At 62.0% G+C, this 13,664-nt stretch carries 11 protein-coding genes; 7 read left to right on the top strand and 4 right to left on the bottom strand.

The window, feature by feature from the left end; genetic code table 11:
* Positions 1–257 precede the first annotated feature (257 nt).
* A complete protein-coding gene (locus tag PCO31010_RS05745) occupies positions 258–1,490 on the top strand; it encodes a YeeE/YedE family protein (protein ID WP_150663334.1) in 1,233 nt (410 codons plus the stop codon).
* 97 nt (positions 1,491–1,587) lie between these two features.
* Here PCO31010_RS05745 and PCO31010_RS05740 read toward each other — a convergent pair whose 3' ends face one another.
* Positions 1,588–2,322: an LOG family protein gene (locus tag PCO31010_RS05740; protein ID WP_039397329.1), complete on the bottom strand. Its 735-nt coding sequence runs from the start codon at positions 2,320–2,322 to the stop codon at positions 1,588–1,590.
* Here PCO31010_RS05740 and polA point away from each other — a divergent pair, their 5' ends adjacent.
* The 4 genes from polA (at position 2,323) to PCO31010_RS05720 (ending at position 8,689) form a co-directional block, all read left to right on the top strand.
* A complete protein-coding gene (gene polA, locus PCO31010_RS05735) occupies positions 2,323–5,061 on the top strand; it encodes a DNA polymerase I (protein WP_150663333.1) in 2,739 nt (912 codons plus the stop codon).
* A gap of 218 nt (positions 5,062–5,279) precedes the next feature.
* On the top strand, positions 5,280–6,644 hold the full coding sequence (locus PCO31010_RS05730; RefSeq protein WP_174984429.1) for an NAD(P)/FAD-dependent oxidoreductase: 1,365 nt from the start codon (positions 5,280–5,282) through the stop codon (positions 6,642–6,644).
* 156 nt (positions 6,645–6,800) lie between these two features.
* Positions 6,801–7,676, top strand: a complete 876-nt coding sequence (locus tag PCO31010_RS05725; RefSeq protein ID WP_150663331.1) for a dienelactone hydrolase family protein — start codon at positions 6,801–6,803, stop codon at positions 7,674–7,676.
* An 86-nt stretch (positions 7,677–7,762) separates the two neighbouring features.
* On the top strand, positions 7,763–8,689 hold the full coding sequence (locus PCO31010_RS05720; RefSeq protein WP_246184454.1) for a ZIP family metal transporter: 927 nt from the start codon (positions 7,763–7,765) through the stop codon (positions 8,687–8,689).
* A 78-nt stretch (positions 8,690–8,767) separates the two neighbouring features.
* Here PCO31010_RS05720 and PCO31010_RS05715 read toward each other — a convergent pair whose 3' ends face one another.
* From PCO31010_RS05715 to PCO31010_RS05705, 3 genes are all read right to left on the bottom strand, one after another.
* Positions 8,768–9,652, bottom strand: coding sequence for a sulfurtransferase (locus tag PCO31010_RS05715; protein ID WP_039397336.1), 885 nt, complete (start codon positions 9,650–9,652; stop codon positions 8,768–8,770).
* Between the two features lie 42 nt (positions 9,653–9,694).
* Complete coding sequence (locus tag PCO31010_RS05710) at positions 9,695–10,549, bottom strand: DMT family transporter (RefSeq protein WP_150663330.1); 855 nt, start codon at positions 10,547–10,549, stop codon at positions 9,695–9,697.
* 280 nt (positions 10,550–10,829) lie between these two features.
* Entirely contained in the window at positions 10,830–11,945 is a 1,116-nt protein-coding gene (locus PCO31010_RS05705) for an aromatic ring-hydroxylating oxygenase subunit alpha (RefSeq protein WP_150663329.1), read from the bottom strand.
* A gap of 228 nt (positions 11,946–12,173) precedes the next feature.
* Here PCO31010_RS05705 and PCO31010_RS05700 point away from each other — a divergent pair, with 228 nt between their 5' ends.
* On the top strand, positions 12,174–12,446 hold the full coding sequence (locus PCO31010_RS05700; protein ID WP_150578213.1) for an exodeoxyribonuclease VII small subunit: 273 nt from the start codon (positions 12,174–12,176) through the stop codon (positions 12,444–12,446).
* A 122-nt stretch (positions 12,447–12,568) separates the two neighbouring features.
* Complete coding sequence (locus PCO31010_RS05695; protein WP_150663328.1) at positions 12,569–13,465, top strand: polyprenyl synthetase family protein; 897 nt, start codon at positions 12,569–12,571, stop codon at positions 13,463–13,465.
* Positions 13,466–13,664: the final 199 nt, after the last annotated feature.

Raw genomic sequence — 13,664 nt, 5'->3', positions numbered from 1 at the left:
CGCATTGTGGAATCTCGTCGAATGCACCGTGGTTGCTTGCCTGCGGCCCTTTTTGTCCTCACCAATGAACGTTTCATGACAACGCTTCTGTCCGAAATGTGAGATTTCGGATGATTCGCAATGTTGGTCTATATTTCTTTTGGTTATAACGAAATCACAAAACGGTCGTTCGCATCGACGTCGAGTTCTGGCAGCCTTGCAAGTTGTCTCAATGGGTGGCCAGGTGCCACCCATCTGCATTCTGGAGTCAGAAAGTCATGTCGTCTTCCGCTTCGGCCGCCGTCAAAACGGCGTCGCCTTCTCCCTCTTCCTACAATGCTCGCCCGCTGACGATTGCGCTGGTGCTCATCGTCATCGGCATTACGTATCTGCAAGCGACGGTCGGACCCAAACAGGCTGCGCTCGCAGGTGTCGGTGCGTTGCTCGGCGTCGCGCTTTACCACGCGGCGTTTGGCTTCACGTCGGCCTGGCGCGTGTTCATTTCGGATCGTCGTGGCGCCGGGTTGCGCGCGCAGATGGTGATGCTCGCGGTCGGTGTCGTGCTGTTCTTCCCGGCGCTGGCCGATGGCACGCTCTTCGGCAACAAGGTCGTCGGTCTCGTGTCGCCGGTCGGCGTGTCGGTGGCGTTCGGCGCATTCATCTTCGGTATCGGCATGCAGCTCGGCGGCGGTTGCGCGTCGGGCACGCTGTACACGGCTGGCGGTGGCAATACGCGCATGCTGGTGACGCTTGCGGCGTTCATCGTCGGCTCGGTCGTGGCGACGGCGCATCTGCCGTGGTGGGAATCGCTGCCGCACATCAAGCCCGTCTCGCTCGTGAAGACGTGGGGCCTCTGGCCCGCGCTGATCGCGAACCTTGCGCTGTTCGCAGCGATTGGCGCGTTCACGCTGTGGGCGGAGAAGCGTCGTCATGGCCGTATCGTCGGTGTGCCGATGACGCGCAGCGCCAAAGGCAAGCCTGCGCTGCTGCGTGGTCCGTGGCCGCTGGTGTGGGGCGCACTCGCGCTCGTGCTGCTCAATTATGCGACGCTCGCACTGGCCGGTCGCCCGTGGGGCGTGACGTCGGCATTTGCACTGTGGGGCGCGAAGGCGTTCATGGCCGTGGGTATCGACGTCGCTTCGTGGCCATACTGGGCCAAGCAGGTCAACGTACTCAACGCGCCGGTCTCGCAGGACGTCACGACCGTCATGGATCTGGGCATCATCCTCGGCGCATTGGTGGCCGCTTCGTTGGCGGGCAAGTTCGCGCCGGTATGGAAGGTGCCCGTGCGCTCGCTGATCGCGGCTATCGTGGGCGGTCTGCTGCTCGGCTACGGCGCACGTCTGGCGTACGGCTGCAACATCGGCGCGTACTTCAGCGGCATCATCTCCGGCAGCCTGCACGGCTGGCTGTGGCTGGTAGCGGCGTTCTTCGGCAACGTGTTCGGCACGCGCCTGCGACCGTTCTTCGGTCTGGAAGTCGAGACGACACCGCGCGAAAGCGGCTGCTGATTCGTTGCTCCGGTGGACGTGCGTCCGCCACAAAAAACGGCGCTCGCGATGACCTCGCGGCGCCGTTTTGCATGGCTGATGACGTTGCCCTCAGCCCTTACAGGTAGAACATCTTTTCACTGGTTTCCGTCTCGGGTTCGATGTGCCCGTCGTAGAACGCGAAGACCGCCTTGAGGATTTCGTCGGGGTCGTCGATCACTTGCACGAGATCGAGATCCTTTTCGCTGATGAGTCCCATCGGCAGCATCGACGAGCGCACCCAGTCCAGCAGGCCTTTCCAGAACTCCGAACCCACGAGAATCACCGGCACGCGACGCGACTTCTGCGTCTGGATCAGCGTGAGCACTTCGGACAATTCGTCGAGCGTGCCGAAGCCGCCGGGCATGATCACGAAGGCGTCCGAATTCTTGACGAATGTGACCTTACGGGTAAAGAAGTGGCGAAAGCGCAGCGAGATGTCCTGCCACTGATTGCCCTTCTGTTCGTGCGGGAGTTCGATGTTCAGACCGACGGTCGGTGACGCGCCACCGTGCGCGCCCTTGTTGGCCGCTTCCATGATGCCGGGGCCGCCGCCGGAGATGACGGCGAAGCCGTTGTCCGAGAATTTGCGGGCAATCGTCATCGTCAGTTTGTAGAACGGCGATTTCGGCTTGATGCGGGCGCTGCCGTAGATGCTGACGGCCGGCCGGATCTCCGACAGGTACTCGGTCGCCTCGATGAACTCTGCCATAATCGTGAACATCTGCCACGACGCGCGCGCCTTCTTGGCGGTGGCGCGCTCATGGTCTGCCAGCATGCGCAGACTCGGTATCTCTTTTCTTCTCTTGGTCATATGTCGGAACAGCAAAGTCTGGAAGGTAAGACGCTCTTATTGGTCGATGGTTCGAGTTATCTGTATCGAGCCTATCACGCCCTGCCGGATCTGCGCGGCCCAAGCGGCGAACCTACGGGCGCGCTGCACGGCATCGTCAATATGCTGCGCCGCATGCGTAAAGACGTTCATGCAGAGTACAGCGCTTGCGTTTTCGATGCAAAGGGCAAGACTTTTCGCGACGACTGGTATCCCGAGTACAAGGCGAATCGCCCGTCGATGCCCGAAGACCTGCGCGCGCAAATCGAACCGATTCACGAAGCCGTGCGCGCGATGGGCTGGCCGCTGTTGATGATCGACGGCGTGGAAGCCGACGACGTCATCGGCACGCTCGCAAAGCGGGCGGCCGAGCTGGGTATGCGCGTGGTCGTCTCGACCGGCGACAAGGATCTGGCGCAACTCGTGAACGATCGCGTCACGCTCGTCAACACGATGACGAACGAAACGCTCGACGCGGCTGCCGTCGAAGCCAAATTCGGCGTGCCGCCTGCGCGCATCGTCGACTACCTCGCGCTGGTGGGCGACACGGTCGATAACGTGCCGGGTGTGGAGAAGTGCGGGCCGAAGACGGCCGTCAAGTGGCTCACGCAATACGGCGATCTCGACAACCTCGTCGCCAACGCCGCCGAAGTGAAAGGTGCCGTCGGCGAGAATCTGCGACGTGCACTCGACTGGCTGCCGATGGGGCGCAAGCTCGTGACGGTGGCGCTCGATTGCGATCTCACGCCGCAGGTCACCTCCATCGAAGCGAGTCTGCAAACGCAGCCCGAAGACGCCGAAGTGCTGCGCGATTTCTTCTCGCGCCACGGCTTCAAGACGCTGCTGCGCGAAGCGGAAGCGACGGTGGCATCGCAAGCCGGTGAGGAAGCTCCGGCACCGGTGGCCGACACCATCGAACGCGAGTACGAAGCGGTGCTCACGTGGGAGCGGTTCGATGCGTGGCTGAAGATCATCGAAGCCGCCGAGTTGACGGCGTTCGATACCGAGACGACGTCGCTCGACGCGATGCAGGCGCAACTCGTCGGTCTGTCGTTCTCCTGCGAACCGGGTCGCGCAGCGTACATACCGGTGGCGCACCGTGCGCCAGGGGAAGTCGAGCAATTGCCGCGCGACGAAGTGCTCGCCCGTTTGAAGCACTGGCTCGAGAGTCCCGATCACAAGAAGGTCGGGCAGAACCTCAAGTACGACGCACATGTGCTTGAAAACTACGGCGTGATTCTGGGCGGCATCGTGCACGACACGCTGCTCGAATCGTACGTGCTCGAATCGCATCGCAGTCACGACATGGACAGTCTCGCCTCGCGCCATCTGGGCGTGACGACGGTCAAGTACGAAGACGTGTGTGGCAAGGGTGCCAAGCAGATCGGCTTCGACGACGTGAGCGTCGAACGTGCGACGGAGTACGCTGCAGAGGACGCCGACATTACGCTGCGTCTGCATCGTGCGCTATACCCCGATGTCGCCCGCGAAGCCACGCTCGAATTCGTCTATCGAGATATCGAATTGCCCACGGCGCGCGTGCTTCAGCGCATGGAGCGCAACGGTGTGCTGGTCGACACGGCACGTCTGGCGGCGCAAAGCGACGAGATCGGGCGCAAGCTGATCACGCTCGAAACCGAGGCGTACGCGCTGGCCGGGCAGCAATTCAATCTGAATTCCCCCAAGCAGATCGGCGACATCTTCTTCACGCAACTGCAACTGCCGGTCGTCAAGAAGACGGCCAGTGGTGCGCCGTCGACCGATGAAGAAGTGTTGCAGAAGCTCGCAGAGGACTATCCGCTGCCGAAGGTGCTGCTGGAGTATCGCGGTCTGGCCAAGCTCAAGTCGACGTACACGGACAAGCTGCCGAAGATGGTCAATCCGTCGACGGGACGTGTGCATACGAACTACGCACAGGCCGTGGCGATCACGGGCCGTCTGGCGTCGAACGATCCGAACTTGCAGAACATTCCGGTGCGCACGGCCGAGGGGCGTCGCATTCGCGAGGCCTTCATCGCGCCGCCGGGGAGTCAACTGGTCTCGGCCGACTACTCGCAGATCGAGCTGCGCATCATGGCGCATATCTCCGGCGACGAAAGCCTGCTGCGTGCGTTTGCGAACGGCGAGGATATTCACCGTGCGACCGCTGCGGAAATCTTCGCCGTCACGCCGCTGGAGGTGTCTTCCGAGCAACGTCGCTATGCCAAGGTCATCAACTTCGGTCTGATCTACGGCATGAGCGCGTTCGGGCTGGCTGCGAACCTCGGCATCGAGCGCGACGCGGCCAAGCAATACATCGATCGCTACTTCATGCGCTATCCGGGCGTGGCGCGTTACATGGACGAGACGCGCAAGAGCGCCAAGGCGAAGGGGTACGTTGAGACCGTGTTCGGTCGTCGTCTGTGGTTGCCGGACATCAATGGCGGCAACGGCCCGCGTCGTCAAGGTGCCGAACGCGCGGCTATCAATGCGCCGATGCAAGGCACCGCCGCCGACCTCATCAAGCTATCGATGATTGCCGTGCAGCGCTGGCTGGACGATAGCGGTTTGCAGACGCGTCAGATCATGCAGGTGCACGACGAACTCGTACTCGAAGTGCCGGATCATGAATTGGCTGAGGTTCGCAAGCGTCTTCCGGAACTGATGTGCGGCGTGGCCAAGCTGCGTGTGCCGTTGATCGCCGAAGTCGGCGTTGGTGAAAACTGGGAGCAAGCACACTGATTGTGCTGGGCTAATGCCCAAAGTGTGTGAGGCGGTGTGTGAGGCGGTCGACGTTGCAGCACGCTTTGGCCGCCACTACGATCAAGGTCACGCAATAGCGGAAATAGGGTGGCGGGTATACCCTAAGTCCGCACTCTGCGGTATGGTAATCGCTATCGCCGGTCTGGCAAATGCTGACCGGCCGGACGGTTTTCCAAGCACGGGGAGTTATCGTGAGTGTGCATCGTATCGTTGTGGTCGGCGGAGGCGCCGGCGGTCTCGAACTCGTCACCCGGTTGGGCGACAAGTACGGGCGTGGCAAGGACGTTCAAATAACGCTGGTCGACCGTTCCCTGTCGCACATCTGGAAGCCGTTGCTGCATGAGGTCGCGGCCGGTGTCATGGATACGGCGACGCATCAGCTCTCTTACGTGGCGCAGGCGAACTGGCATCACTTCGAGTTCGCGACGGGCGAGATGATCGGGCTGGATCGTGTCGCCAAGACCATCCGTCTGGCTGCCGTCCCGGCGGCGGACGACGAAGGCGAGGGCGATCTGCTGCCCGAGCGCACGTTGCCGTACGACACGCTCGTGCTCGCCATCGGCAGCACGACCAATTTCTTCGGTGTTCCGGGCGCGAGGGAACACACCATTGCCCTCGATACGGTCGAACAGGCCGAACGTTTCCGTCGCCGGTTGATGGCGGCTTGCGTGCGTGCGCAGAGTGCTGCCGAAGCGTCGGCACCGGCTGCTGCGACTGAGGTGCAGAGCGGTGGCGCGTTGCTGTCGCCGCCGGGCGCTCAGCGTCCCAAGGTCAATCTCGTGATCGTCGGTGCGGGGGCGACGGGTGTGGAACTGTCGGCCGAGTTGCGCAATACCGCTGAAGTGTTGCGCTCCTACGGTTTGAAGCTCGACCCGCGCAAGGACGTGCGCATCACCATCATCGAATCGAGCCCGCGCATTCTGAAAGCGTTGCCGGAGCGTGTGTCGGGCGCGGTCGCCGGGTTGCTCGCCAAGCTGGACGTCGACATTCTGTGTGGCGATTCGGTGGCGGAAGTGCGTGCCAACGAAGTGACCCTGACCAGCGGCAAGATTCTGCCTGCAGACATCACGGTCTGGTCGGCGGGCATTACTGCACCGCCGGTGCTTGGCACACTGGGGCTGGACGTCAATCGTCTGAATCAGATCGAAGTGCTGCCGACGCTGCAAAGCAAGACCGATCCGGACATCTTCGCGTTCGGCGATTGCGCGAGCTGCGAGTGGCCGGAGCATGGCTTCGTGCCGCCGCGCGCGCAGGCGGCGCACCAGCAGGCGAGTTTCCTTGTGAAGGCCGTCGAGGCACGTCTCAAGGGACAGAGCTTGCCGACGTTCACGTACCGCGACTTCGGCTCACTGGTCTCGCTGGGCAAGTTCAGCGCCGTGGGTAACCTGATGGGCGGACTGATCGGCGGCAGCATGTTCATCGAAGGGCTGTTCGCCCGCGTGATGTACACGTCGCTCTATCGGATGCACGTGGCGGCGCTGCATGGCGTCTGGCGAATGATGCTCGATACGGTGGCTAACCGTCTGCGGCGCTCGACCGTGCCGCGCGTGAAGCTGCACTGACGTCCCGGCCGCGCAGGCACTTTGCCTGCACGGCTTTTTTTCATGCTTCGTGCTGAGTGCACGCGAATTTCCCCTCTAGTAATATCCGAACGTCCGACTCTCGGTCGGCGGTCTTCCCGACCATTTTCTTATTGACGCTTTCTCCTGGAGTGCGACATGTCGCAAGCGGATCTGGATAGTCTCGTACCCGAAGTGGCGCCGCGTAACCGGCGCGATTTTCTGAAGACCGCCGTCGGATCGGCGTTTGCACTGGCGGTGTTGCCGGTGGCGGCCGAAACGATCACCACCGACACGCAAGGACTGGACGCGGGCGAGTACATGCTCGAGGTGTCCGGTATCAAGATGCCGGTGTACTACGCAAAGCCTGCGGGTAAGACACATCTGCCGACGATCGTCGTCGTCTCGGAGATTTTCGGCGTGCACCAGCACATCGCCGACATCTGCCGTCGCTTCGCGAAGCTCGGCTATCTGGCAGTTGCGCCTGAGTTGTTCGTGCGTGCGGGCGACCCGCAATCGTTGGGCACGATTGCAGAGATTCAATCGCAAATCGTAGCGAAAACGCCGGACAAGCAAGTCATGAGCGACATCGACGAGACCGTGAAGTGGGCGGTGGCCAACGGCGGCGACGAAAAGCGTCTGGGCATTACCGGCTTCTGCTGGGGCGGACGTGTCGCGTGGCTGTACGACGCGCATAACCCGAACGTGAAGGCGGCGGTGGCGTGGTACGGACGCATCGTCGGCGACAAGAGCGAGAACTTCCCGCAGAACCCGATCGACATCGCTGGCAAGCTGCACGGCCCGTTGCTGGGGTTGTACGGCGGCAAGGACACGGGAATTCCGGTCGCGAGCGTCGAACAGGCGCGCGAGGCGCTGGCCAAGGGCGATGCTGCGTCGAAGCGCTCGGAACTGAAGGTGTTCCCGAACTCGGGCCACGCGTTCTTCGCGGATTATCGTTCGAGCTATGTCGAGGCCGATGCGAAAGAGGGCTGGAAGCTGGCGCAGGACTGGCTTCGGAAGCACGGCGTCGCTTGATGGCAGGGAGGTGAGGGGGAGAGCCGTCGGCATGCTGACGGCGCGTGGCCCTTGCCCGATCGCCTGCGTAGGCGCTGCACGCCTCGATGTACCAACGGTTTGCCTGTAACGGTAAAAGCTGGTTAAATCGCCGGCTTGCCCGCGGGAGAATCACCATCGACGCCATCCTTGTTTTCATCGTTATCGCCACGCTGGCTTCCGGCGTGCTGAGCCTTTTCGGGGCGGCGTCACTGTCGCTGGGGCTGCTCTCGAAGCTCATCGACAAGATGGTGAGCTTCTCGGCAGGCGTGCTGCTCGGCACGGCGTTGTTGCATTTACTGCCGGAAAGTCTGGAGTCGCACGTTGACGCCCACGTCATCACGCGCTGGTTGCTGGGCGGGCTGTTGGGGTTCTTTCTGCTGGAAAAGCTGGCGTTGCTGCGCCATAGCCACCACCACGAAGGGGACGGACATCATCACGAGCATGGCCATGACGCGCACGAAGCGGGCAAGGGCGGCTGGATGATTCTGGTGGGCAGCGCGATCCACAATTTCGCCGACGGCGTGGTGATTGCGGCCGCTTTTCTGACCGATCCGCGTCTGGGTGTGGCGGCCACGGTGTCGATCACGGTGCACGAAGTCGCGCACAAGCTGGGCGACTTCATGGTGTTGCTGAACGCGGGTTTCAAGCGCCGCAAGGCGCTGGTGCTCACGTTGGCGTCCAGTCTGACGGCCTTGCTGGGTGGCGTGCTCGGTTACTTCATGCTGGATCGTCTGCAAAGCCTGATCCCGTACCTGCTGGCGCTCGCAGCGAGCAGCTTCATCTACATTGCCGTGTCGGATCTCATGCCGCAGATGCAACGACGCACGTCGCCGCGCGACGCCCTGCCGCAGATCCTGTTGATCGGTGTTGGGCTGGCGTTGGTCGTGTGGCTCAATGGGCATGACCACGATCATGACCACGGGCACGGCCATGACGAAGGCGGAAGTGCGCTGGCGATGTCGGCAAGCGTCGTTAAGTCGAGTGGCGAGTAACGAGTAACGAGCGACATCGAACGGCACAAAAAAGGGCACCTCATTCGGGGTGCCCTTTGCATTACTGGCCGACTGAAATCAGGGTTGTGCACCCGTCGAAACCGGACGACGCTTGTCCGCGCACCACTCGCTCCACGAGCCGGGGTAGAGGCTCGCCCCGTGCAGACCCGCCACTTCCATTGCCAGCAGATTGTGGCACGCGGTCACGCCCGAGCCGCATTGCGAGATGACGCGTTCCGGCAGGCGGTCGTGGCCGATCACTTGTGTGAACTCCTCGCGCAGTGTGGCTGCAGGTTTGAATCGACCGTCCGCGCCGAGGTTGTCTTTGAAGAAGCGATTCTTTGCGCCTGGAATATGGCCGCCAATCGGGTCGAGGGTTTCGTTTTCGCCGCGATAGCGGTCCGGTGCGCGGGCGTCGATAACAAGACGCTCGTGCGACGTGAGGTTGCGCTCGATGGCGGCGGCGTCTGCCGTCGTCGCCAGCGGTTCGCCCGGCGCGAAATCGCCGGGAGGCGGCGCTTCGGGCGGTGCGGCGTCGAGCTTGAATCCGGCGGCTTCCCAGGCTTGCAGGCCGCCGTCGAGTACCGCGACCGACTCGTGTCCGAGCCAGCGCAGCAGCCACCACAGGCGCGCGGCGTACATGCCGCCCTGAGCGTCATACGCAACAACCTGCTGGCCCTTCGACAGGCCGCATGCGGCGAGATGTCGGACGAGGGCATCGCGATCGGGCAACGGGTGACGTCCGTTCTTTCCGTTCGTCTTGCCCGAGAGATCGCGTTCGAGATGCGCATAGAACGCGCCGAAGATATGGCCCTGAACGTAGGCTTCCTCGCCGGCCTTGGGATTGGCAAGATCGAAACGGCAATCGAAGATGACCACCGGGGCGCCGCCACCGGCGGCGGTTTGCATCAGCGCATCGAGATTTTGCGGACTGATGAGCGTGGTGAAATGCGTATGAATCATGGCGTCTCCGCAGACGGGCGTGGGGGATTCGTTCGGCGGCGATCAGGCGGAGGGGGAAGGCCGGCGCAGCGCGGTCATGCCGCTCGCTACGATGAGCAGCATGCCGATCCAGCCGGCCAGTGCAGGCCAGTCGCCCCAGACAAGCATGCTGATCAGTGTAGCGAAGATTACGCCGGAATATTGGAGATTCGCAGTGACGAGCGTGTTGCCAAGACTGAACGCCCGGGTGAGCGCCGTCTGCGCAATCAGTGCAGCGATCCCGACGCCCAGCATCAGGCCGGCGCCGCGCCAGGTCATCGGGTGCAAGCCTTCGATGGCGACCCAGGCCAGACCGAGCAGCACCCCGCCCGCCGAGAAATAGAAGACGATGCGCCAGTCGGGTTCGCCCGCTGCGCCTAGCTCCTTGACCTGCATGTATGCGACGGCCGAGAACACGCCCGAGACGACGCCTGCGACACCGGCAACCCACGCCTGGCTGTCGATGGTCGGCTGCAGCAGGAGCGCCACGCCGACGAAACCGGCGAAGATCGCCGCCACCAGCCTGAAATCGGTGCGCAGGCTGCCGCGCATTGCCGCCGTCCCCATCACGATCAATGAAATCCAGATCGGCGACATGTAGTTGAGCGTCATTGCCGTGGAGAGCGGCAATTGTGTGAGCGAAAAGAACCATAGACCGAGGGAAATGACGCCGGCCGTGCTGCGTTTGATGTGCGACCCCAGATGGCGCGTACGAATGGACTGGCCGCGCAAACGCGCCATCCCCAGAAGGACGATCACGCCGATAAGGCTGCGGTAGAGAACGATTTCGCCGGTGTTGTATTCGTTTGCCGCCAGTTTGATGAAGAGCCCCATCAACGTGAACATGAAGGCGGAGACCAACATCCAGAGCGATTGCATGGCGAATTGTGGCCGATGACGGCGAGGAGACGAACGAGCGCGTTTTGTGCTGAACGCGGGCGACTCGTGCAGCACAAACGATCAGTGCACGGTCATATTGGAAGCATGGCGTCGATTCTAACGAAAACGGCGGGCACATGGCCCGCCGTTCAGCGTTTTTTCGGCAAATATTTAATTCAGTCTCGCCGGCACCACAGGGCGTCCGCGAGGCCAATCCGACAGGACTTCCGTCAGATGGTTTTGCGTTCTCATGCAATGAGACTTCCTGAGCCGCTGAGGCTTAGAAATCCCCCATCTGGCGACGCAGGAACTCGTGGAAGTGTTGCATGCCGTCTTCCATCGGGCTCTGATATGGGCCCACTTCCGAGACGCCACGCTGGAACAGGGCGCGGCGCCCGGCGTCCATGCGTTCGGCAATTTCGTCGTCTTCGCGCGCCGTTTCCATGTAGGCGGCACGCTCGGCTTCGATGAATTCGCGTTCGAAGAGCGCGATTTCCTCGGGGTAATAGAATTCGACGATATTCGTCGTCTTCTGTGGTCCGTTCGGGATCAGCCACGACACCACGAGCACGTGCGGATACCACTCGATCATGAGATGCGGGTAGTACACCATCCAGATCGCACCGAAGTCCGGCGGCACGCCTTCCCGGTAGCGCAGCAGCACGTCGTGCCACTGGCGGTAGATGGGGCTGCCGGGTTTGGCGAGACCTTCATGCACGCCAACCGTCTGGACGCTGTACCAGTCGCCGAACTCCCAGCTCAGGTCTTCGCACGAAACGAAGCTGCCCAGACCGGGATGGAACGGCACGACGTGATAGTCCTCGAGATAAACCTCGATGAACGTCTTCCAGTTGTAGTTACATTCGTGCACTTCGACGTGATCGAACATGAAGTTCGAGAAGTCGAGATGGTGCTTCACGCCCAGTCGTGCGAGATCGGCCTGCACATCGCGGCCTTCTGCTTCGAACAGCAGCCCGTTCCAGCGTTGCAGCGGGAACTTGCCGAGGTTCAGGCAGGGCTTCTCCGGGAAATGCGGCGCGCCGAGCAGTTCGCCCTTTGTGTCGTAAGTCCAACGGTGAAGCGGGCAAACGATATTGGGCGTGTTTCCACGCCCATTGAGCATGACCGCCTGACGATGACGGCAGACGTTCGAGAGCAGTTCGACGCCGTTATGCTCGCCCGTACCGTTGCGGACCAGCATGCGCCCCTCCTGCTCTGCCGGAAGGGCAAAATAATCGCCGACTTCCGGGACCATCAATTCGTGGCCCACGTAACGGGGGCCGTGCTTAAACAGGACTTCACGCTCGCGGGCGAGGAGCGCCTCGTCGAAATACGTGTAGACCGGTAGTTGGCTTGAGGCTGGCTTCAGTTGCAAAGCGCTGCTTAGATTGGACATTCCCACTCCCGTCTAGCTTGAAAGCAGTGAACAACCCAACCATCGAAAAATCGATTTAGGGGAACCGACGATTATACCCGGTCTAAGCATCCGAGGGCTGCTAAGTCCATGATTTACGTTAAATAATGTCCGAAAAAAGTCATCCGGACCCGATTTCAGGCAATTTACGCTCTGCGAGCTAATGCGCTTTTGCCGTAAAATGGAACATTCGACCCGAATTTTGCGTTTATGGCTAAGACTGCAAAGTCGCAAGACGCGGCGCCCGAGGTGCCGCAAGACCTGCCCGAGACCTATGAGGCTGCGCTGGCTGAGCTCGAACAGCTCGTCGGACGCATGGAGGGCGGTGAGCTGGGACTGGAAGAATCGTTGGGCGCGTATCGGCGCGGCGCCGTCCTGGTGAAGTACTGCCAGGGTCTGCTCGAGAAGGTCGAGCAGCAGGTGAAGGTGCTCGAAGGCGAGACGCTCAAGCCGCTCGAAGCGTCTTCGCGCGACGAGTTCTAAGTCGCCTGAGCAGCCAACCCGAATTACGGCAAGACGACCCACGACCCAAGGCGTCCCCCAGCAAGACACCGGGGCGCTTCAATAACAAGCACGGCCCGACGGGCACGTGTAGGACGAAGACGATGGCGGATCAGAATATCAAGGCCTGGATGCAGGCAGTACAGGCCCGTGTGGAACAGGCGCTCGACGCTGCGCTGCCCAAGGCGACCGATGGCGGCTCGGCGCGACTCAACGAGTCGATGCGTTACGCCGTGCTCGGTGGCGGCAAGCGGGTGCGCCCGCTGCTGTGCTTCGCTGCGGGCGAAGTGACGCAGGCCAGCGAGACGGCGCTCGATCGCGCGGCATGCGCCGTCGAAATGATTCATGCGTATTCGCTGGTGCACGACGATCTGCCGTGCATGGACGATGACGACCTGCGCCGTGGCAAGCCGACGGTGCACGTGCAGTACGACGAAGCGACTGGTCTGCTCGCCGGCGACGGTCTGCAGACGCAGGCCTTCGCGCTGTTGGGCGAGGCAACGGGCGATCTGAGCGCAGCGCAGTCGCTTGCGCTGGTGCGCGAACTGGCGCTGGCTTCGGGTGCGCTCGGCATGGCAGGCGGTCAGGCCATCGATCTGGAAAGCGTGGGCATCAAGCTCACGCAGTCGCAACTGCAAAACATGCATCGCCTGAAGACGGGCGCATTGCTGCGTGCTTCGCTGCGTATGGGCGCTATCTGTGGCCGCGCGCTGTCGGACGACGAAACGGTCGCGCTCGACGCCTACGCGGCAGCCGTCGGACTGGCTTTCCAGGTGGTGGACGACATTCTCGACACGACGGCCGACTCGGCCACGCTGGGCAAGACCGCAGGCAAGGACGCCGCCAACGACAAGCCGACCTACGTGTCGCTGATGGGCCTCGATGGCGCACGCGGCTACGCGGAAAAGCTGCGTGCCGATGCGCATGCAGCGAGTGCGTCGCTGGGTAACGCGGATCGTCTGCGTGCACTGGCCGATTACGTTGTCGATCGCATTAATTGACCGACGTAGATTAGATGTAAGCCGACGATTCGTGGCGGAAGTCGCGACGCATCATCGGCAAATGAGTTTTCTGGGCAGTCTCTGGGGCGTGGGGTAATGCGTATCCGGGGACTGCTGGCAGTAGCGATAAGCAAGGGGCAAGGAGGGTCGACGCGTTTCTCCCCACAGAACGCATCGGCAGGAGATCGGGAACAACTCA

It is taken from the genome of Pandoraea commovens, assembly GCF_902459615.1.
GTDB lineage: Bacteria > Pseudomonadota > Gammaproteobacteria > Burkholderiales > Burkholderiaceae > Pandoraea > Pandoraea commovens.
This window is presented reverse-complemented; position numbering and strand designations above follow the sequence as displayed.